Annotated in this window: 21 protein-coding genes and 1 riboswitch; of the genes, 12 read left to right on the top strand and 9 right to left on the bottom strand. The window is 66.6% G+C overall.

What is annotated here, in order from left to right; translation table 11 throughout:
- The gene (locus AC5RVD_RS12160) at positions 1-3327 is read left to right on the top strand and encodes an ATP-binding protein (RefSeq protein WP_494127034.1); all 3327 of its coding nucleotides are present in this window, start codon (positions 1-3) and stop codon (positions 3325-3327) included.
- A 147-nt stretch (positions 3328-3474) separates the two neighbouring features.
- Positions 3475-4497 carry a DUF808 domain-containing protein gene (locus AC5RVD_RS12155; RefSeq protein WP_494112708.1) on the top strand — a complete coding sequence of 341 codons (1023 nt, stop codon included), beginning with the start codon at positions 3475-3477 and terminating at the stop codon, positions 4495-4497.
- 154 nt (positions 4498-4651) lie between these two features.
- Here the strand turns inward: AC5RVD_RS12155 and AC5RVD_RS12150 are convergent, their stop codons facing one another.
- Positions 4652-4921: a DNA gyrase subunit A gene (locus AC5RVD_RS12150; RefSeq protein ID WP_494112709.1), complete on the bottom strand. Its 270-nt coding sequence runs from the start codon at positions 4919-4921 to the stop codon at positions 4652-4654.
- A 65-nt stretch (positions 4922-4986) separates the two neighbouring features.
- On the opposite strand from AC5RVD_RS12150, the gene AC5RVD_RS12145 reads away from it, so the two are divergent.
- Positions 4987-5424 (top strand): protein-tyrosine phosphatase family protein, encoded by a 438-nt coding sequence (locus AC5RVD_RS12145; RefSeq protein ID WP_494112710.1) that lies wholly within the window; start codon positions 4987-4989, stop codon positions 5422-5424.
- A 23-nt stretch (positions 5425-5447) separates the two neighbouring features.
- Here the strand turns inward: AC5RVD_RS12145 and glgA are convergent, their stop codons facing one another.
- A complete protein-coding gene (gene glgA / locus AC5RVD_RS12140; protein WP_494112711.1) occupies positions 5448-6644 on the bottom strand; it encodes a glycogen synthase in 1197 nt (398 codons plus the stop codon).
- A 102-nt stretch (positions 6645-6746) separates the two neighbouring features.
- Here glgA and glgC point away from each other — a divergent pair, with 102 nt between their 5' ends.
- The 4 genes from glgC to AC5RVD_RS12120 all read left to right on the top strand — a co-directional run bounded on the left by glgC (position 6747) and on the right by AC5RVD_RS12120 (position 12731).
- Positions 6747-8027 (top strand): glucose-1-phosphate adenylyltransferase, encoded by a 1281-nt coding sequence (glgC, locus tag AC5RVD_RS12135; RefSeq protein ID WP_494112712.1) that lies wholly within the window; start codon positions 6747-6749, stop codon positions 8025-8027.
- A 199-nt stretch (positions 8028-8226) separates the two neighbouring features.
- Entirely contained in the window at positions 8227-9246 is a 1020-nt protein-coding gene (locus AC5RVD_RS12130; RefSeq protein WP_494112771.1) for a YeiH family protein, read from the top strand.
- Positions 9247-9286: 40 nt separating this feature from the next.
- Positions 9287-11902: an aminopeptidase N gene (pepN, locus tag AC5RVD_RS12125; protein ID WP_494112713.1), complete on the top strand. Its 2616-nt coding sequence runs from the start codon at positions 9287-9289 to the stop codon at positions 11900-11902.
- Between the two features lie 175 nt (positions 11903-12077).
- Entirely contained in the window at positions 12078-12731 is a 654-nt protein-coding gene (locus AC5RVD_RS12120) for a dihydrofolate reductase family protein (RefSeq protein WP_494127033.1), read from the top strand.
- A gap of 26 nt (positions 12732-12757) precedes the next feature.
- On the opposite strand, the gene lplAB is transcribed toward AC5RVD_RS12120, so the two are convergent.
- From lplAB to AC5RVD_RS12105, 3 genes are all read right to left on the bottom strand, one after another.
- A complete protein-coding gene (gene lplAB / locus AC5RVD_RS12115) occupies positions 12758-13819 on the bottom strand; it encodes a lipoate-protein ligase LplAB (protein WP_494112715.1) in 1062 nt (353 codons plus the stop codon).
- Between the two features lie 270 nt (positions 13820-14089).
- Positions 14090-14425, bottom strand: a complete 336-nt coding sequence (locus AC5RVD_RS12110) for a DMT family transporter (protein ID WP_494112716.1) — start codon at positions 14423-14425, stop codon at positions 14090-14092.
- A 10-nt stretch (positions 14426-14435) separates the two neighbouring features.
- Positions 14436-14750 carry a DMT family transporter gene (locus AC5RVD_RS12105; RefSeq protein ID WP_493978495.1) on the bottom strand — a complete coding sequence of 105 codons (315 nt, stop codon included), beginning with the start codon at positions 14748-14750 and terminating at the stop codon, positions 14436-14438.
- A 10-nt stretch (positions 14751-14760) separates the two neighbouring features.
- Positions 14761-14826, bottom strand: a riboswitch (guanidine-III (ykkC-III) riboswitch).
- 95 nt (positions 14827-14921) lie between these two features.
- Between AC5RVD_RS12105 and AC5RVD_RS12100 the strand changes: the two genes are divergently transcribed.
- Together AC5RVD_RS12100 and AC5RVD_RS12095 are read left to right on the top strand one after the other, a co-directional pair.
- Entirely contained in the window at positions 14922-15065 is a 144-nt protein-coding gene (locus AC5RVD_RS12100; RefSeq protein ID WP_494127032.1) for a hypothetical protein, read from the top strand.
- A 36-nt stretch (positions 15066-15101) separates the two neighbouring features.
- The gene (locus AC5RVD_RS12095; protein ID WP_494112717.1) at positions 15102-15656 is read left to right on the top strand and encodes a mycothiol transferase; all 555 of its coding nucleotides are present in this window, start codon (positions 15102-15104) and stop codon (positions 15654-15656) included.
- 43 nt (positions 15657-15699) lie between these two features.
- On the opposite strand, the gene AC5RVD_RS12090 is transcribed toward AC5RVD_RS12095, so the two are convergent.
- Positions 15700-15948 (bottom strand): hypothetical protein, encoded by a 249-nt coding sequence (locus AC5RVD_RS12090; protein ID WP_494112718.1) that lies wholly within the window; start codon positions 15946-15948, stop codon positions 15700-15702.
- A 172-nt stretch (positions 15949-16120) separates the two neighbouring features.
- Here AC5RVD_RS12090 and AC5RVD_RS12085 point away from each other — a divergent pair, with 172 nt between their 5' ends.
- Together AC5RVD_RS12085 and AC5RVD_RS12080 are read left to right on the top strand one after the other, a co-directional pair.
- The gene (locus AC5RVD_RS12085) at positions 16121-16489 is read left to right on the top strand and encodes a hypothetical protein (protein WP_494112719.1); all 369 of its coding nucleotides are present in this window, start codon (positions 16121-16123) and stop codon (positions 16487-16489) included.
- A 281-nt stretch (positions 16490-16770) separates the two neighbouring features.
- Complete coding sequence (locus AC5RVD_RS12080; protein WP_494127031.1) at positions 16771-17637, top strand: HNH endonuclease family protein; 867 nt, start codon at positions 16771-16773, stop codon at positions 17635-17637.
- 8 nt (positions 17638-17645) lie between these two features.
- Here the strand turns inward: AC5RVD_RS12080 and AC5RVD_RS12075 are convergent, their stop codons facing one another.
- On the bottom strand, positions 17646-18215 hold the full coding sequence (locus AC5RVD_RS12075) for a DapH/DapD/GlmU-related protein (protein WP_494112721.1): 570 nt from the start codon (positions 18213-18215) through the stop codon (positions 17646-17648).
- A gap of 384 nt (positions 18216-18599) precedes the next feature.
- Here AC5RVD_RS12075 and AC5RVD_RS12070 point away from each other — a divergent pair, with 384 nt between their 5' ends.
- A complete protein-coding gene (locus tag AC5RVD_RS12070) occupies positions 18600-19448 on the top strand; it encodes a hypothetical protein (RefSeq protein WP_494112722.1) in 849 nt (282 codons plus the stop codon).
- 82 nt (positions 19449-19530) lie between these two features.
- Here AC5RVD_RS12070 and AC5RVD_RS12065 read toward each other — a convergent pair whose 3' ends face one another.
- Positions 19531-20025, bottom strand: coding sequence for a hypothetical protein (locus tag AC5RVD_RS12065; protein ID WP_494112723.1), 495 nt, complete (start codon positions 20023-20025; stop codon positions 19531-19533).
- Positions 20026-20179: 154 nt separating this feature from the next.
- Complete coding sequence (locus tag AC5RVD_RS12060; protein WP_493978504.1) at positions 20180-20437, bottom strand: type B 50S ribosomal protein L31; 258 nt, start codon at positions 20435-20437, stop codon at positions 20180-20182.
- Between the last annotated feature and the right edge of the window lie 28 nt (positions 20438-20465).

Genomic DNA, 20465 nt, shown 5'->3' with positions numbered 1-20465 from the left:
ATGAGCATCGAAACGATCCTTCCCATGGACGGGCTGCTGAATCCCGGCCAGCACCGCCTCAGCTGCGTGCAGCTGGTCAACTGGGGCACCTTCGACGGGGCCCACACCATCCGCGTGGACCGTGCCGGAACGTTGCTGACCGGCGGCTCCGGCGTGGGCAAGTCGACCATCTTCGACGGCATGCTCCAGGTGCTGGACGCCCGGCCAAAGATGAACGAGGCGGCCCAAACCAGCGCCGGCAGCGCCGCCGAGGAACGGCGGACCGCGTTCAGCTACATGCGCGGGCGGCTGGGCGCCACGCCGGCGGACGACGACGGCTCACGGACCGCCACGTTCTACCAGCGTCCCGGCGCCACCTGGTCGGCGGTCTGCCTCACCTTCGACAACGCCCTGGGACAGACCACCAGCCTGTCCGTGCTCCTGGACCTGCCGGCCAACGGCACCGAACACAATGTGGGCCGCTTCTACGCGCTGCACAACAAGGCGCTGGACATCCCCGCGCTGGAGGCCGGCATGCTCGGCCGGTTCAGCAAGACGTCGCTGGAGGCGCTGCTGCCGGGCAGCCAGGTCTTCGATTCGCACAAGGCGTTCGCGGAGCGTTTCCGGCAAGCGCTGGGCATCGACCAGGACAAGGCCTTCGGCCTGCTGCGGACGCTGCAGACCGGCAGGGGCCTGGGCAGCACCGTGAACGACTTCTTCCGCAACCACGTGCTGGACACGCCCCGGACGCTGGCCGCCGCCGAGGAAGCCGTGGAAGACTTCAGCCACCTCAGCAGCATCAGGCGGCAACTGGAGCGCGCGCGGCAGCAGCGGGACCTGCTGGCCCCCGTCCCACAGCTGCATCGGGAGCTGCAGCAGACGCAGTCCGAACTGGAGCACAACCGTGTGTTGGCGGACCAGGCCCTGCCGCTCTACCGGCGCCGCCTGGCGCTGGACTGCCACGGCCGGCAGATCGACCGGCTGGAAGCGGAAGCAACGGCAGCGGCGGCTGCGCTGGCAGCGGCCGAAGCGGCACGGGACGGCCTTAAGGAGAAGGCGGGGGCGCTGCGGTCGCGGTACGGCAGCGAAGGAGGCTCCGCCGTCGCCACCTTGGAACGCGAGCTCGCTGCGGCCCAGGCCGAGCTGCGCGCCCGCCAGTCCGTCGAAGATGCCGTCCGGGACGAGATCGCGGCCGCAGGGATCGAGGCCGATTTCAGTCCCGCCGGCCTCGCTGCGGCGCGCAGCCGTGCCGCCGTGCTGGCCAAGGATCTCGCCAAGGAAGCCGAGTCGGCCCGCGAACGCAGCAACGACGCCCAGGGCGAGGCCTGGACCCTCAAGGGCCGGATCCGTGCGCTGGAGGAAGAAATCGAGTCCTTCCGCCGCCGCACCAGCAACATCCGTCCCGAGAGCTTGGAACGCCGCCGGCACATCTGTGCCGCCACGGGCATCGCGGAAGAGGAACTTCCGTTTGCCGGCGAGCTGATCGATATGGTCGCCGCCGAGGCCCGCTGGCGTCCGGCCGCCGAACGCGCACTGCGGTCGCTGGCCTCGGCGATGCTGGTTCCGGGCGACCGGGTGACAGCCGTCACCCGCTACCTGAACGAGCACAATATCCGTGGCTTCCTGCGGATCATCGACGTCAGCGCCCCGCTGGACGAAAAGGCCGAAGCCGGCGACGACGACCTGGTCACCAAACTGGTCACCAAGGACACCGCCATGGGGCACTGGGTCCGGCGCAAGATCACGGCGCAGTACGACTACGTCTGCGTCGACGACCCCGACCAACTGGCACACGTCGCCCGCGGCGTCACCCTGGGCGGCGCTGTAAAGCGCAGCAGCAGCACCACGGAAAAGGACGACCGGCACACCGGGGCGTCCGATTATCTGCTCGGCTTCGACAACAGGGACAAGATTGCCGCCCTCGCCGCGCGGTTGTTGGAACTGCGCGAGACCTACGGCACGGCGGATGCCGAATCCGCCGAACGCGCCCGCGAACAGCAGGATCTGGGCCGCCGGCTGGCCGCAGCCAAGGCCGTGGCGGCCGACACCCGCGACTGGGAGGAGGTTTCCGCCGAAGCACACGCCGCCGCCGTGGCCGCGGCGGCGGAACGCCTGGAGCAGGCCCGGGATGCCAACGCGGACCTGGAGCAGTTGCGGTTCGAACTGGAGACGGCGGAACTGGATCTAACGGCCGCCACGGAGAAGATCGGTGTGCTCAAGGGCGACGCCGCCCGGCTGTCCGCGGAGCTGGATGCCGCGCACGGGCGCCGCGACGCCCTGGCCGCATCCGGTGAAACCGCCGGACAGCTGACGGACGACCAGGCTGCCGAGCTGGACGCCCTCTTTGCCCCCTACGGGGAGATCACCGACCTGGCCTTCCTGGGGGACGTCTGCACCCGGGTGGAGCGCGCACTCCTGACCTCCCGCGGCGTGCTGGAGCGGACCCAACTGGAGGCCGGCAACCAGCTGGTAAAGATCTTTGAGTCCTACGGCAGGCAGTGGGGCTCCGACCACGGCACGTCGCTGGAAGCCGCCGCCGACTACGAGGCCCGCTACCACGACATCGTGGGCGAAGGGCTGCCGCAGCGGGAGGCGGAGTTCCGCGAGTACTTCAACAACCGCACCTACGAACGCTTCAGCGACCTGCTCCAGTTGCTGGACGAAGAACGCCGCAGCATCGCTTCCCGGCTGCAGCCGCTGAACCAAATCCTGCGGCGGGTGAATTACCACGCGGACAGCCACCTGCAGATTGAAATCGCCAATGCAGTGCCGGACGCTTCGCACAAGTTCCGCACGGACCTGAAGAACGCGCTGCCGGTCATGGGCAGGCGCCAGACCGCCGAGGACATGGACGCCCGCTACCTTGCCCTGGAGCGGATCGTGGAGAAGCTGGCCGCCGAGGACGAGCGTCGCTGGCGCGCCGAGGTCCTGGACGTGCGGTCGCACGTGGATATCACCTGCACCAATCTCCTGTCCGACGGCCGCGCCTACACCAACCTGCAGGCCAGCCTGATGTCCGGCGGCGAGGGCCAGCGCTTCACCGCGTTCATCATGGCCTCGGCCTTGGCCTACCAACTGGGCATCGCCGGGCAGGGCTTCAGCACCTTCGGCACCGTGATGATGGACGAGGCCTTCGTGAAATCATCGCTGGCATTCGCCGAGGCGAGCATCAACGCGCTGCACGAATTCGGTTTCCAGCTGCTGCTGGCCGCCCCGGAGGACAAGGTGGACCTGGCCCGCTTCCTCGGTTCGGTCACCGAAATCCTGCGCGATGAATCCGCCAACCGGTCGGGCATCCTGGAACGCGGCCGCTCGCTGGCGCGACCGGTGGACATCGTGTTGCGCTGATTGGTCGTCCCCGGCCGACCTCGGTGAATGCACTCCCTCGCGTCGACGGGTGGCCCGCCGCCGTATACTTTTGAGCATGCCGATCACGCACCTAAACCGTGGAATCTACGCCCAGCAATCCGCCGTCGAGCAGTGCGGGGGCGATCTGTGAGCGGCGGTCTCGTAGCCCTGCTGGACGACGTCGCAGCCTTGGCGCGCATAGCGGCCGCCTCGGTGGATGACGTCGCAGCCGGGGCCGCCAAGGCAGGGGCCAAGGCCGCCGGCGTCGTGATCGACGACGCCGCCGTCACCCCGCAGTACGTGTCCGGGGCAGACCCGTCCCGCGAACTGCCGATGATCAAGCGGATCTTCTGGGGCTCGCTCCGGAACAAGCTTTTGATCATCCTGCCGGCGCTGCTGCTCATCAGCGCCTTCATCCCGGGCGTGATTCCGTTCATCCTCATGCTGGGCGGCACCTACCTCTGCTACGAGGGTGCCGAGAAGGTCTGGCACAAGCTCCGCGGACACCACGCGGCCGACAAGGCGCCGGCGGTCGAACGAGGACCGGAGGCTGAGGCCAAGGTCACCAAGGGCGCCATCACCACCGACTTCATCCTGTCCTGCGAGATCATGGTGATCTCGATGAACGAGGTGGCCGACGAGTCCCTGTGGGTCCGGGCGCTCATCCTGGTCGTCGTGGCGATTGCGATCACGGTGCTCGTGTACGGCGCCGTCGGGCTCATCGTCAAGATGGACGACATCGGCCTGCACCTGACCACCAAGGACTCCGCGGGCTCGCAGCGCTTCGGCGCGCTGCTCGTCAAGGGCATGCCCGCCGTGCTGGCCGCGATCACCCTCGTCGGCACGATCGCCATGCTCTGGGTCGGTGGCCACATCATGCTCCAGGGGGCATACGACCTCGGCTGGCACGCTCCCTACGACCTGGTCCACGTCCTCGAGGCCCCGTTCGTTGGGATCCCGGTGGCCGGCGGCTTCCTGGCTTGGCTCGTGAACACCCTGTGCTCGGCCGTCCTCGGACTCGCCTGGGGCCTCGTCGTCATGGCTATCGTGCACCCGCTGCTAAAAGTGCTGCCGTTCGGCAAGAAGAAGGGCGGGCACAAAGAAGGCGACGTCCGCGCCGCCATCGCGGGCTATCGCCCGCCGGGACGCGACGCCGATCCCACCTCTTAGTCTCTGCGCGCCGGGTAGAGGACTTCCCCACCGAATCCCAGCCTTGGCCCCGCATAGCGGCTCTTCCAGAAGCGGTCCCACTCTTGAGGAGCGGGACCGCTTTCGCATTCAGCCATCCAGACGCTCAACCGTAAGCGGATCGCACGTGACCAGTTCAGCGTCCATCGGGCAACTTCGACCTGAGTTCTTCTGCCTGGGCAGCAATGGCCCGCCGCTGGTCTCGGGTGAATCTTCTGGCCTGCATGTTCAGGACCGCGTGGCTGCGGGCTTGGCCCACGCCCAAAAGCTGGCCCACGCGACGGGTTGCTTCGTCCATGTCCTCTGAATCCTCAATCACCTGAAAGACCTCGTCGCGTCGATCCATTGCCTCCAGCAGCGCCTCGAGGATCATCAACTGTTCGCTCGTCTGCTCCTCCTCATTCATGCGGCGATTCTCCCACGCCGGGAAAAACCGCACGCTGCGCTCCGTCCGGGGCTATCCTCTCTGCCATGGGGCCACCGTGGGATCCTGGGCTGCCGGGTGTGCTGCGGCTGCCGTCGGGGCGACTGGTGCGAGGCCGCGCCCTGCGTGTTCCGCTGCCGCCGGGTCCCGCGCCGGAATTCGCCCTGTACCTGAAGCACCGGCCGCCGGCCTTTACCCTGTGGGAGCAACGGTGGGTACACTGGCGCGATCTCCGGCTGCCGGAAGACCTGTCCGATGCCGAGACGGCATTTCGCGAAGCGTGGCTGCGCGCCGGGGACGAACGGGTGGAGGTTGCCTGCCACGGAGGCCGGGGGCGAACCGGCACGGCCTTGGCCTGCATCGCGATTCTGGACGGCATTCCGCCTGCTGAGGCCGTCCGCTATATCCGGGAGCACTACCGCCCCGGCGCCGTCGAAACACCGTGGCAGCGACGCTTCGTGCGCCGGTTCCCCGGACGGCCCTAGCGCAGGCTGCGCAGCTGCGCCTCTTATGCCACCACGCTGCGGTACACGCCCAAGGTCTTCTCGGCGATGGAGTCCCAGGAGAAGTGCTCCTCGGCGCGCCGACGGCCCGCCTCGCCCTGGCGCCGGGCCGCGGCAGGATCATCCAGCGTCTTGGTGAGCGCGGCGGCGAAATCGCGGACGAACTGTTCCTCATCCAGCGGGGTTCCCGTCCCGTCGGTCGCCTGGGCCAACGGCACGAGCGTGCCCGTGACGCCGTCGTCGACGACCTCCGGGATACCGCCGGTGGCGCTTGCCACAACCGGGGCGCCGCAGGCCATGGCCTCAAGGTTCACGATGCCCAGCGGTTCGTAGATCGACGGGCACGCGAAGACGGTTGCATGGCTGAGCACCTGGATCAATTCGGCCCGCGGGAGCATCCGCTCGATCACCACGACGCCGTCGCGGGTCCCGCGCAGCCCGGCCACGAGGGCATTCACCGCGGCTGCCAGTTCCGGTGTGTCGGCAGCGCCAGCACACAGCACCAGCTGTACTTCCGGCGGCAGCAACGCCGCTGCGCGCAGCAGGTACGGCACACCCTTCTGCCGGGTTATCCGCCCCACGAAGACCACGCTGGGGCGGTCCGGGTCGATCCCCAAGGCGCGCACCGCGTCATCGCCCAGATCCGGTTTCCATTCCTGCACGTCCACGCCGTTGTGGACCACGTGCACCCGGTCCGGATCCACGTCGGGGTAGCTGCGCAGAATGTCCCTGCGCATCCCGGCCGACACGGCAACGACGGCGGCGGCCGCCTCATAGGCGGTGCGCTCTGCCCAGGAAGAGAGCCGGTAGCCCCCGCCCAACTGCTCGGCCTTCCACGGCCGCAAGGGTTCCAGCGAATGCGCGCTGAGCACGTGCGGCACATCGTGGAGCAGCGACCCCAAATGGCCGGCCATGTTCGCGTACCAGGTATGGGAATGGATGAGGTCCGCTCCGGCAAAGCCGTCGAGCATCTCAAGGTCGACGCCCAGGGTCTGCACCGCGGCATTGGCTTCCCGCAGTCCGGCCGGAACCCCGTAGGTGCGCACCGTAGCGCCATGGAAGTCCGACGGCCGCCCGGCCCCGAAGGCATGCACATGCAGATCCACCCGGCCGGCCAGCACCCGGCTGAGCTCGGCCACGTGGACGCCGGCCCCGCCGTAGATCTCAGGCGGGAATTCTTTTGTCACAATGTCTACACGCACGACACCTAACGTAGTGCACGCCCGACCCTTCCTCTACTGTGTGGACAAGGGGGACGTCATATGTCGGTCCGGCAATGGACCACGGATGCGATTGGATAGACAATGCCACAGAAGAAGGTCCTGGCCGTTGTACTCGCCGGCGGCGAGGGAAAGCGCCTGATGCCGCTCACCGCCGACCGGGCCAAGCCGGCCGTGCCGTTTGCCGGCAGCTACCGGCTGATCGATTTCGCGTTGTCGAATCTGGTCAACTCCGGGTACCGGGAGATCGTGGTGCTGACGCAGTACAAATCGCACAGCCTGGACCGGCACATTTCCGAAACCTGGCGCATGGCCTCGCAGTTAGGCAATTATGTGGCTTCGGTACCGGCGCAGCAACGGCGCGGCAAGAGCTGGTTCCTGGGCAGCGCCAATGCCATCTACCAGTCCCTGAACCTGATCCACGACGCCCGGCCGGACATCGTGGTGGTGGTCGGCGCGGACCACGTCTACCGGATGGACTTCTCCCAGATGGTGGAGGAGCACATAGCGTCCGGCGCGGTAGCCAGTGTGGCCGCGGTGCGCCAGCCGCTCGCGCTGGCCAATCAGTTCGGCGTGATCGAGTCCGAACCCGATGCCCCCACCAAAATCCGCGCCTTCGTGGAGAAGCCGGCGACGACCCCCGGCCTGGCGGATGACCCGCACAGTTTCCTGGCGTCCATGGGAAACTACGTCTTCAACACGGACGCACTGCTGCAGGCGCTGGAAGCCGACGCCGAGCGGCTGGACACCAACCACGACATGGGCGGCGACATCATCCCCTACTTCGTGGAACGCGGCGAAGCGGCCGTCTACGATTTCACCGCGAACGACATTCCCGGCTCCACCGGGGCGGACCAGCAGTATTGGCGCGACGTGGGCACACTGGATTCCTACTACGAAGCCCACATGGACCTGATCAGCCCGCTGCCGGCCTTCAACCTCTACAACCTGCGGTGGCCGATCTACACGCGCCAGTCGGTGTCTCCCCCGGCCAAGCTGGTCCGCGGAGTCAGCGGCACCGCCGGCACGGCGCACGATTCCCTCCTGTCCCAGGGCGTGGTGGTTTCAGGGGCAGAAGTCACCGAGTCCGTGCTCTCCTCCGACGTCTTCGTCGCCGAAGGCGCCCGGATCCACGGAAGCGTGCTGTTGGACAAGGTAACGGTGGGCGAGGGAGCCGTAGTCCGGAAGGCGATAGTGGACAAGAATGTCCGCATTCCCGCCGGGGCCACCATCGGCGTCGACCCGGAACTGGACCGCGCGCGGGGCTTCACCGTGACCGAGTCCGGGCTGACCGTCCTGAGCAAGGACCAGAACGTCCTCCTCGACCCCACGGCGAGCGCCCAGCACAAGGCAGCCTCTTTGTAGCAGCGCACACAAGGCGAGCGCTTTGTTTGCACCCCAACTCGCTCTCTCCTGAGGCCACGGCGCCGCCTGCGCCCGCCCGGCGAACCGCAGGCGGTACGGTAGCGAAGTGCCTCACCCTCAGTCACCACCGGAGCCCCGCCCTGCCCGCAACGGACAGCCGCAGGAGCCGCCCGGTCCGGGAACCCGCGCCACGCCCTGGCTGCGTCGAGTCGGACCGGGGCTGTTCCTTGCAGCGGCCGCGGTAGTTGCCGCTCACGGCCTGCACTGGCTGGCGCCGGCTGTCCCGGTGATGAGCTTCGCCGTCGTCCTGGGCATCCTCGCGGCCAACCTGCCGCCCACTGCTGCGTGGTCGGGTGGAGCGGCGCATCCCGGGTTGGCTTTCTGCGGCCGGACGTTGATGCGGGCCGGGATTGTGCTGCTGGGTGCCCGGCTGGCGCTCTCGGACCTCGCCGAGCTGGGCTGGTTCGCGCTGGTGCTGGTGGTTCTGGTGCTGCTGCTGGCGTTCGGCGGAACCTATCTGCTGGCGCGCTGGCACCGTTTGCCCGGCGACCAGCCCGTGCTGCTGGCCGCCGGATTCTCCATTTGCGGGGCCTCGGCCATCGGTGCCGTTGCCGCAGCCCGGGGCAGCCGGAGCCAGGACACGCTGATGCCCGTCGCCCTGGTGACGCTGTGCGGCACCCTGGCCATCGGCGTCCTGCCGGCCGTCATGGCTGTCACCGGCATGACCCCGGAAGTGTTCGGCTTCTGGACCGGGGCCTCCGTGCACGACGTCGGACAGGTGGTCGCCACCGCCCAGAGCGCCGGCACAGCGGCCCTGACCATCGCCGTCGTCGTCAAACTCGCCCGCGTGGTGATGCTGGCCCCCGTAACGGCCGCCGCGGCCTTGCACAGCCGGCGGGCGGCGAAGGCGAGAGCCGTCCACGCGGACGGGACCACCGGGCTAGGCAAGCAGCCGCCGGTAGTGCCGCTCTTCGTCCTCGGTTTCCTCGCCCTCCTCATGCTGCGCAGCACGGGATGGTTGCCGCAGCCGGTTCTGGATGGCATGGCGTTCGTGCAGGAGCTCCTGCTGGCCGCGGCACTGTTCGGGCTGGGCTCGGCCGTGCGCCTGCGGGAACTGCTCCGCTCCTCGCTGCCGGCCATCTCCACGGCCTTGCTCTCCTGGCTGCTGATCGCCGGACTGGGGATCGGGGCGGCCTGGCTGGCGATGGGCGGACGCTGAAGGTGCCGCGACCGGACCCGCGCATGGTTAAATGGGCCGGGTGACGAACCAGAACCTCGGCCGCGACGAAGCGGCCGCACGGTCAAGCATCCTGCAGGTGGACAGCTATGAGGTCTCGCTGGACCTGCGCAACGCCGAGGATCCCGACGCGCCGGGTTTCGTCTCCAGTACCGTCATCACGTTCAGCTGCAGCGAACCGGGCGCAACGGTGTTTGCCGACTTCATCCACGGCGGCGTCCACTCCGTCACGCTCAACGGCCGGCACCTGGACCTGGACGACGTGGTGGACGGTTCCCGGATCACGCTGCCCGGCCTCGAGGCCGAGAACCAGGCCACGATCACGGGCACCGCGCTGTACAGCAACAGCGGCGAAGGGCTCCACCGGTTCGTCGATCCGGTGGACGCCAGAACGTACCTCTACACCCAGTACGAACCCGCCGACGCGCGCCGGGTGTTCGCCAACTTCGAGCAGCCGGACCTGAAGGCCAGCTTCAGCTTCCATGTTGCCGCCCCCGACCACTGGCTGGTGGCCTCGAACGCCGCGGTGGCCGCGATCGAGCCGATGGGCTCCACGCCCGGCTACTCCGTCCGCCGCTTCGAGCCGACGCCGCGCATCTCCACCTACATCACCACCGTCTTGGCCGGGCCCTACCACGCGGCCACGGACAACTGGGAGGGCACCCTGCCCGACGGCGGACGACTGCGTGTGCCGCTCGGCGCCTACTGCCGGGCCTCGCTCGCGGACTCCTTCGATCCGGAGCACATCTTCGCCGTCACCAAGGCCGGCCTGGATTTCTTCCACGAACTCTTCGACTACCCCTACCCGTTCGGCAAGTACGAGCAGGCGTTCGTGCCCGAATACAACCTTGGCGCCATGGAGAACCCCGGTCTGGTCACCTTCACCGAGGCCTACGTGTTCTCCTCCCGGGCCACCGACGCGCAGTACCAGGCCCGCGCCAACACCATCCTGCACGAGATGGCGCACATGTGGTTCGGCGACCTGGTCACCATGAAGTGGTGGGACGACCTCTGGCTGAAGGAATCGTTCGCCGACTACATGGGGTCCCTGGCGTCCGCCGAGGCCACGCAATGGACCAACGCCTGGATCACCTTCGCCAACCGGCGCAAGGGCTGGGCGTACGTGCAGGACCAGCTGCCCACCACCCACCCAATCGTCGCCGACATCCCGGACCTGGAAGCCGCCAAGCAGAACTTCGACGGCATCACCTATGCCAAGGGCGCCTCGGTGCTCAAACAGCTGGTGGCCTATGCCGGCTTCGACTCCTTCGTCGGCGCCTCCCGTCGGTACTTCCGCGAACATGCCTACGGCAATACGTCGCTGGCAGATTTCCTCACCGCCCTCAGCGCGGCTTCCGGCCGGGACATGGAGCAGTGGGCGCGGCAGTGGCTGCAGACCGCCGGCATCTCCACCCTGGGCGTGGACCTCGAGTACGACGGCGGTGCGATCGCCTCTGCGGCCATCGTCCAGGAGGCAGTCGATCCGGTGACGCACGAACCGTCCTTCCGGCCGCACCGGTTGCGGCTGGGTTTGTACAACCCGGACGACTCCGGCCGGCTGGTCCGAACGGACCAGGTGGAGCTGGATGTGGCAGGGCCGCGGACCGAGCTTCCGGCGCTGGCGGGCCGGGACGTTCCCGCCCTGCTGCTGCTCAACGATGAGGACTTGAGCTACGCCAAGGTCGTCTTCGACACCCGCTCCCTGGAAACGGTGCTTTCCTCCCTGGACAAGGTCACCGATCCGCTGGCCCGCGCCCTGTGCTGGTCGACTCTCTGGGACATGACCCGCGACGGGCGCCTCCCCGCCGCCGACTATGTGGAGGCCGTGCAGCGCTTCGCGCCGGCCGAAAGCGAGAACAGCGTGCTGCAGGTGGTCCTGGACTGCGCCAAGACCGCGATGGACCGTTACGCGCCGGCGGCCATCCGGGCAGGCCTCCGGACAGACTTTTTGGCTGCCGCCCGCCGGGAGGTGGAAGCAGCGGAGCCGGGCAGCGACCGGCAGCTGACATGGGCACGGTCGCTGGCGGCCGTCGCACGCGCCGATGACGACCAGGCGCCGTTCCTGCGCGGCCTGCTGGACAAGACCACTGTGTTGGAGGGGCTGAAGCTGGACACGGATCTGCGCTGGCGCTTCTGGCAGGCGCTGGCGGCCACCGGCCACGCTTCGGCGGCGGACCTGGATGCGGCCCTGGAATCCGACCGCAATGCCGCTGCGCGTGCCGGCCACCTGGCAGCCATGACGGCCCGGCCCGTTCCGGATGTGAAGGCCCAGGCCTGGCACACCGCGGTGCATACCGATTCGCTGTCCAACGAGCTGCTGGACGCCACCATCGATGGATTCTGCCAGGGCCCACGTGAACTTCACGCCGGGTACGCGGAACCGTACTTTGAGGAACTCGATCGGATCTGGTCGGTGAAGAGCATCGAGATAGCGGGCAGGCTGGTCCGGGGGCTCTACCCCATCGCGCAGGATCTGGTCTCCGGACAGGCACCTGCGGAACACCCCGTCGTCGTACGCACCGATGCCTGGCTGGCCAACCACGCCGAGGCGCCGGCGGCGCTGCGCCGCATCGTGATTGAACAGCGCGACCATCTGCTGCGGGCACTCCGCGCGCAGCAGGCCGGCGCCCGCGGATAAGCGGATACGGGCGCCCGAGCGGAAGACGGCGGACGAGCGGCTGAAGGCGCATCGGCGAACGTTGGCGGACCGACAGCCGCTGGACGGTTCCCTGCGCCGCCGCCTTGGAATAGGCTGTCGTCTTCCAAGGCCCCGGACCGCCCCGGACGTTCGGGCTTCAGGCGCAGGAGGATTCGTGCCCAGGCTGCGAGTGCACAATTTTTCCGTCTCGCTCGACGGCTATGCAGCCGGCCCGCGCCAGCGCGTGGAGGACCCGTTGGGAGTCGGCGGTGAACAGCTGCATGAGTGGGTGTTCCGCACCGCTGCCGGCAAGCGCATGAGCGGCGAAGGCGGCGGCTCCACCGGGGTGGACAACGACTTCGTCGAGGCCGGGCAGGAGGGCATCGGGGCCACCATCATGGGCCGGAACATGTTCGGACCGGTCCGCGGCGAGTGGCCCTCCGTGGAGTGGAGGGGCTGGTGGGGCGAAGACCCGCCGTTCCATCATCCGGTCTTCGTGCTGACGAACTACCCGCGGCCGCCCATCACCATGGCCGGCGGGACCGTCTTCCACTTTGTCGACGACGGGATCGAGTCCGCCCTGCGGCAGGCCATCGATGCCGCCGCCGGGCAGGACGTCCGGCTCGGCGGCGGCGCATCCGCCGTCCGGCAATACCTGCGAGCGCGGCTCGTGGACGAACTGCACCTGGCCATCGTGCCCGTCTTGCTGGGCTCCGGCGAGCGCGTGTTCGACAACCTGGACGCCGCGGCTCTCGGCTACGAATGCGTCGAATTCGCCGCCTCGCCCGCCGCGGCACACGCCCGTCTGGTCAGGAGCACGGACCGGTAGCCCGCCCGCGGCTCCCGCCGCTCACCCTACGGCACCCGGTACAGCCACTCTTCCGTGCCGAACTTGGTATCCACGAGTTCCCGGGCCATGGCCAGCTCTTCCTCGGAGAATACGCTGTCCTCGGCGGCATAGCGGTCCTTGAAGGTCCGGATCATCACGTCGATGATTTCCTCGCGGGTCAGGCCGGTCTGCCGGCGCAGCGGATCCACCCGCTTCTTGGCGCTGGAAATACCCTTGTCGGAGATCTTTTCCTTGCCGATCCGAAGGACGTCGGTCATCTTGTCCGCGTCGATGTCGTAGGACATGGTCACGTGGTGCAGCATTCCGCCATTGGCCAACCGCTTTTGCGCCGCGCCGCCGATCTTGCCCTCCGGCGTGGCGATGTCGTTGAGCGGCTGGTAGAACGCCTTGATGCCGACCTTCTCCAGCGACGCCATCACCCAGGCGTCGAGGTACGCGTAGGACGCCTCGAAGCTCTGTCCGTCCACCAGCGTCTGCGGCAGGTACAGCGAGTAGGTAATCGCGTTACCGCGTTCCATGAACATGGCGCCGCCGCCGCTGATCCGGCGCACCACGGTGATGCCGTGGCGTTCCACCCCGTCCGGGTGCACTTCGTTGCGGACCGACTGGAAGCTGCCGATCACCACCGACGGCGCCTCCCATTCCCAGAACCTCAGCGTCGGCGGGCGCTTCCCGGCCCCCACCTGGCGGGTCAGGACCTCGTCCATCGCGACATGAAGGTGCGTCGGCAGCGGGGTGGGCGGAATAACCTGCCATTGATGGTCAAGCCAACCGGTGGCCTTGTTGAGCGCGCGACGCACCGCCACGGCAACCGCATCGGCCGAGAAGCCAAACATTTGCGCGTCCGGCCGCAACGCAGCATTAATCGAGCTGGCATAGTGTCCGTGGGTGCTTTCGATGCTCATCCCGTCAAGCGCGGCATTGATGTCCGCCAGTGCTTCATCTGGTTCCAGAAAGAAATCGCCGCTGACCGACGGCCGCGTGATCTGTCCGTCCGCCACATCGAAGTCCACGACAACGAGCTTGCCGCCCTGGACCTTGTACTCTCCGTGGCGGTGGTCGGTCATGTGCGCTCCTTCTGCTTTCCGGCGGACGGGTACAGGCCGCCACGCGGTGCGGCCGAAGATTTTCCCAGTCTAATCAAGGCCTGCGGGCAGCCCGTCCAGCGCGGGACTCAGGTTCCTCCCAGCTCTTGCCGGGGATGTGCCCAGAACCCGTGCGTAGTGTCATAGACACCTCATCACGGTGCGAGTGAAAGAGGGGCCGGACGTGCCCGGTCCAAGCGCCGGCAGGTATGGAGTAACTCCCCCAACCTCTCCATACCTGCCGGCGCTTTTTCACGCCTTCTTCTCGTCTCCCGTGTCGGCAAGCTTCAGCCCGATCACGCAAGCGATAATCCCGGCAACGAACAACAGTTTGAGCACGCTGGCAGGTTCTCCGCCGAACACCATGGCGTAGCCGACGGTCAACGCCGCCCCCGCGCCGGTCCACACCGCATACGCTGTGCCAATGGGGATGCCGCGCATGGCATAGCCCAGGCCCACCATGCTCAGGGTCAGGGCCACGAAGAACACCACGGCGGGCACCGTGCGGCTCAGTCCGTCCGACATCCCCAGCGCTGTTGCCCACACAGCTTCCAGGACGGCGCTGATCAACAAGACAGTCCAATGCATGCCAGCCCCTTTAGCCGATCGCCTTGAGGCCGACAACGCAGCCGATGATGCCCAGCAGCAGGAGGACGCGTATCAGCGTCGCTTTCTCGGCGCCGGTGACCATGGCAACGGCCGCGGTCAGCACCGCACCGATGCCGACCCAGACCGCATAGGCGGTCCCTACCGGTATGGCAGTCATGGCGTAGGCCAGGCCGGCCATGCTCAAGGCCATGGATACTACGAAAATGATGGTGGGCCAGAGCCGGCGGAAATTCTTCGATGCGCCCAGGGCCGTGGCCCAGACGGCTTCCAGGACGCCGGACAGAACAAGTATCAGCCATTCCATGTGTGATTCCTTTGGCCAGTCTTGTCGCACACCGGGTACTGAACCGTCGTCCGGAGACCCAAGGAACAGGTCTTGGACTAGAAAATAGCAAAGTACGACCCCGGTGCGCAGCTTTGGTGGCCAACCTCACCAGCCCCTTGGTCAGGCCTTCGTCGTTGATGGCCCTCCCGGTTGTTTGGAGCTTCCCTGCGCACCAATCCCCTGCAGGCATCGAACCTGGGGAGCCGTGTTGCTACCGTCGTGCGCAAGACGGTGCAACGGCGCGAGAACGTGGGCGTCGCGGTCGAAGACCTGGCGGCCGCGAAGGGCTTTTGAAGAACCCAGTCACCCTGAAGGACGAGGAGGCAACCGGTGAACGAAGAGATCTACGAGGGCAACCCCGAGCCGCCGATTGCCGGCGACGAGACCGCCACGCTGCTGGGCTTTCTGGAGCGGCAGCGCGCTACCTTTGCCTGGAAGACCGGTGGGCTGGACGCGGCCGCCCTGCAACAGAAGCTCAACCCCTCATCGATGACGCTGGGCGGCATGCTCAAGCACCTGGCCCGCTTCGAGGACGACATGTCCACCGAGTGGCTGCATGGCCGTGCCCAACTCCCGCCATGGAACGCCGTCGACTGGGACACCGACCACGACTGGGACTGGCGCTCCGCCCACGAGGACTCCCCCGAGCAGCTCTATGAACAGTGGCGCGACGCCGTGACCCGCTCCCGTGCCTTGTTCGCCGAGGCCCTGAGGGACGGCGGTCCGGGACGGCGGGGCACAGTCGTCTCCAACCCCGACGTTGAGCTACCGAATCTGCGCTACATCCTGCTCAACATGATCGAGGAGTACGCCCGCCATAACGGCCATGCCGACCTCATCCGTGAGTCGGTGGACGGGCTCGTCGGCCAGGACCCGCCGGGTTAGGAACGGCCTAAGGTGCCCAGCGGGAGATCCTGCGCGGCACGGGCTACCCGGCGCGCCGTTTCGCCAGGCGCCACACAGCCCGAAGGGCCGATATCAGGGCAACCACGAAGCCGAGGGCGCCTAGCCCAAGGAAAATGAGAACGAAACCGATCCTGACAGGAGAAGGAGGCAGTCCTTGGTCGGCCTCGCTGATTCCCCCGAAACCGATCCAGGTAAACAAGGCCAACACCAGACCAAGGAACATCATAGAGATGCCGGATGCGACGCCTGCCGCAACGAAGATTTCTTTCATAAAAACTGCTGGCCCCTTTCACTGCGCTGACGTTGCATGCTGTGGAAGTCCTTGGGACATCAAACGGGCGGCCATTCCTCGAACTATCGAATGATATCCCCTGTCGGGATACCCTGATCAGAAAAGCCTTGACGCTAAAGGCCGAAACTGAAAGAAGGGAATGCGGAGAACATTGAAGATCGCGGTTGCCTCAGTGATCGGCATAATCATGGTCATCGCTGCGTTGTTCTTCTTGGGACGCCCCCAGTGGGGAGGAAACGCCATCGAGGGTTTGACGCTGATCGCCGTCGGGGTATTTGTAGCCAGGCTCGCATGGGGCGGCAAAAAGAGCATCTCCCAACCGATGACGGAACCCGGAGAGGCCCTCAACGATCTATACCTAGGCGCCACTTACGCAGGCCCCAGACTCGTCGCCCCTCCTCAGGGAAAGCATGCAGAGTTGGTCATCGATGATGATGAGCGACTGAAGTTCCTCGAGGCCCTCAAGGAGGCAGACGCACGCTCACACCGCGACGCCTCTGAGGAACGGCACCGCCCCTAATTTCCAACCTTCTCCTCCACATCAAATTATTCCCGGGACTCGCCCTGGCCGGTTTTCGGATTATTTGCCCCTTCATTCCCCTTGGGCGCCGTTAGCTGATTGGCTTTTGTCGGAAGGATCTGCGTTCATTGAATCGACGTTCGCACCATGCTGATCCAGCATGAAAGGAAGGCGGACACGAAGGCCCGCGCACAGGGGCAGGCCTTTTGTATGGCAGGATCATTCTCAGGCAATCGCACTGAATCCGTGCCTCACTTTTGCCGGACATATTGGGGGAAAACTTGCGCAAAAATCCGGGCCGAATACTGGCCGCCATCGCGACCGCCGGAGCCCTGCTGCTTGGTGGGTTCACGGCCGCAGCCCCGGCTGAGGCCCTCGGTCCGAAGGCCACGGGGCCGAGCGCCTCCTCGGTGCTGAACACCCTGCCGGTCAAGGGCAAGGCCGCCAAGACCGGCTATTCCCGCGACAAGTTCGGCCCCTCGTGGCAGGACACCGACCGCAACGGCTGCGATACCCGGAACGATATCCTCAAGCGCGACCTCACCAAGGACAGGTTCAAGCCCGGCACGAATAACTGCGTCGTCGCTTCCGGGACCCTGAAAGATCCCTACACCGGCAAGACCATCAGCTACGTTCGCGGCGGCAACAAGGTCGACATCGACCACGTCGTGGCACTGGGCCAGGCTTGGGTGTCCGGCGCCCAGAAGCTCTCCACCGCCCAGCGCACCGCCCTGGCCAACGACCCGCTGAACCTGCTGGCCGTGGATGCCTCCGCGAATCGAGCCAAGGGCGACCGCGAGGCCAGCGCGTGGCTGCCCAAGAACAAGTCCTTCCGTTGTCCCCTCGTTGCCACCCAAATCGCGGTCAAAAAGAAGTACGCCCTGTCGGTCACTCCCACCGAGAAGGCCGCCATGAGGAAGGTTCTCACCTCCTGCCCTGGGCAGAAGACCGTGAAGGTCGCCGCCCTCAAGCCCGCCGGCAAGGCAACGCCGACGAAGGCCGCCAAGTCCTCCACGGCGTTAAAGGTCTCCCCCGGTGCTTTCTGCGCCTCGTCCGTGAAGGGCAAGAAGGGCATCGGCAAGACCAATGGCAAGACCTACACCTGCAAGGCGTCCTCCACGGACAGCCGCCTCCGCTGGCGGGCCTGATTCGGGGTTCAGGAGGAAAGGAAGCGCACCACTCGTGCGGGTGAACCCACAACAATGGAATTTTCGGGCACGTCCTTCGTAACTACGGAGGCAGCCGCCACGACAGCATTTTCGCCAATGGTCACGCCGGGCAGAATGGTGGCGTTCGATCCGATCCAGACATTGCGGGCGATGACGATGGGAGCCGGGTGCATGTCCGCGCGGCGGCTCGGCGCAAGGTCGTGGTTGAGTGTGGCCATCACGGAGTTGTGCCCGATGAGGCAGTCGTCCCCAATCACCACGCCGCCTTGGTCCTGAAATTTGCACCCTGAGTTGATGAAAATCCTCTTCCCGAGTGTGATGTTCTTCCCGAAGTCGGCGTAGAAGGGCGGGAAAACCGTCACGGATTCGTCAACCGGCTTGCCGGTCAGCTGAGCCAACAGCTCCCTCACCCGCGCGGGTTCCTGATAGGCGCCGTTAAGCTCGCCGGTAATGCGCAGGGCATCCTGGCTGACCCGGTGCATGACCCCATGCAACGGCGAGTTCCCCGTGATGGTTTGGCCGGCATTCAGGGCTTCAAGGAGATCTTCGAGTTCCATCGTGTCCTTCATGTTCTCGGAAGGAGTTCGCCCAGACGTGGCCATGCATCCCAGCCTATGTTGCAGCCGGCAGCTGGTGACACCCTCTCGGGGGATTCCAATTCAGGGACACTGGCATGGGTTGGCTACCGCGCCGACGTCGAAAACCCACCGCACCGCCCCTCCAGATGCGACGATGATCGAATGCAGAGCAGGGCTGACTTTCTCCTTGAGGGACCGCGCGGGCGACGCCTATGCCTCGAGCTGGCGAAGGCGCTCAGCCCGGCCGTCAGAACGGCCGCATCCGGGCTGGCATACGAACTCGATCCTGGAAGGGGCTCCTCAACAGTCCTGCTGACCGTTGGTCAAGGTGTTGCTCCCGCTCCTGCATCACCGGAAGAGGTTGTGGCAGCGATTGCTTCCCTCGATCCGGGTGCCCTGAACGGTGTACTCATTCAATCGGCGCTGCAACAAGCCCTTGCGTCGGCCAAGTACTGGCAGGAGCCGGAGGGTGAAGACGTGCTCGCCGGGCATCCCGCCGTCATTGCGGCCCTCTACACCGTGGCCGAACAGGTCATTGATTCTTCGACAGGGTGGCGCTGGGGTCAGCCTCGCGGGACCGGGCAGTGGGCAATTGACTGGCGATCAGCCCAGGACCCTTCGCCGCTGCCCAAAGACCCGCAGCGGACTTTGGCTGAGTGGGCACGAGGAGAGCGAGCCGAAGAAGCTCGGGCTGCGATCGATCGGCCCCGTGACCCCGGGGCACCCTGGTCCGGCACGTGGTGGTCCATCCCGCAGGGCTTGCTCCAGACCGTCGGACAGGTTCCGGCAGGACTGGACCTTGTCGAAGACAGCCTCGGCTGGGAAGATGCGACCACGATCCCGGTCCGTGGAGTGGGCCGGACGTATGAGATCCGCAGTGGTGATGACTGGATTCGACTGTGCCGCGCCTTTCCGCTGGACGTTACCGCCTCCCGTCGGCATGACTGGTACCGCACCACCGGACAGGCCGGCCGTTGGGTGATTCCGGACTGGGAACGAGTCGCCCACGAATGGGATGCAGTCCATCTAACTGTTGTGGCATACCTTAACAGCGCTGGGCGAGCGCTCCAGATCGATTCAGACGCGGCAAGCGTCATTGCTGGCTGGAACCCGGATACCACGATCTGGTTGACCGACGTCGCACGCGAATGGGAAGGGCCGCGGCAGATATGGCGTCGCGCGCCCCAGGATGGCTGCTGGTCTCCGGCGTGACCGCAAACGGCTGTTCGATCCAGCTGGTGACAACACGCAATGAGCTACGCCCCTGATGACGCGACAACTCCGGCCCGGCAACCTACCCGTCCGTGGCGCAGAACAGCTGCAGTTCAGCGTCTCCGTCGCGGATGTAGTGCAGACCGGTGAACCCGTGTCCCCCGGCGAAGCGGGACTGCAGGGAGGAGCCGTCCTCCAGCTGGTACAGCATGTTCGCCAGCGCGTTGCCGGCCTCGTCGGTGATGGCCAGGGACACGGCGCGCCCGTCCGGGGCCTCCCCTGTATAGCTTCCGGACAGCCGGAACGAGCCGGCGATCAACTCCTGCCGGTCTGCCGCCGGGCCGTCGACCCTGGGCAGGAGCAACTGGCCGGCCTCCTCTCCGGCGCTGCTGCCAAAGTCCGGACGGTACTGCGTGGTGCAGGCGATTTCGGCCGGCAGCTGCTGTTGCCCTGCTGCGCATCCCGAGAGCAGAAGGGCGGAAACAGCCAGCGTGACCGGACCCCCGACCACCCGCGGGCGGCGATGGTCCCGGTGCCGCCCAGCGCGGACCGCTTCACGGTGTGGAGTTGGTGCCATGGCAGCAGCCTAACGTCGCGGCCGGCGCGGGGACGTCAGGAACCGGTGCACGACGCGCCACGCCCGCGCCCTAGCCGAACCGATAAGCCGACGCATTAAACGGCGAAGCCCGCACCAAACGGTGCGGGCTTCGCTGGGGCTTGCGGGCGAAGGGTTACTTCTTGCCGCCGAAGCCCTTGAAGCGTGCGTTGAAGCGCTCCACGCGGCCGGCGCTGTCCATGATGCGCTGCTTGCCGGTGTAGAACGGGTGGGACTCCGAGGAGATTTCAACCTCGATCAGCGGGTAGCTGTTGCCGTCTTCCCACTCCACCGTCCGCTTGGACGTCGCGGTGGACTTGGTCAGGAAGGAAACGCCGGAGGCCAGGTCGCGGAACACAACCGGGGCGTATGCCGGATGGATATCAGACTTCATAGTTGTACCTTTTCTACGCGCCCCTGGA

The organism is Arthrobacter sp. THG-b23, assembly GCF_059091265.1.
Note: the sequence above shows the minus strand (reverse complement) of the source record. Positions and strands in the feature narration are given on the sequence as shown.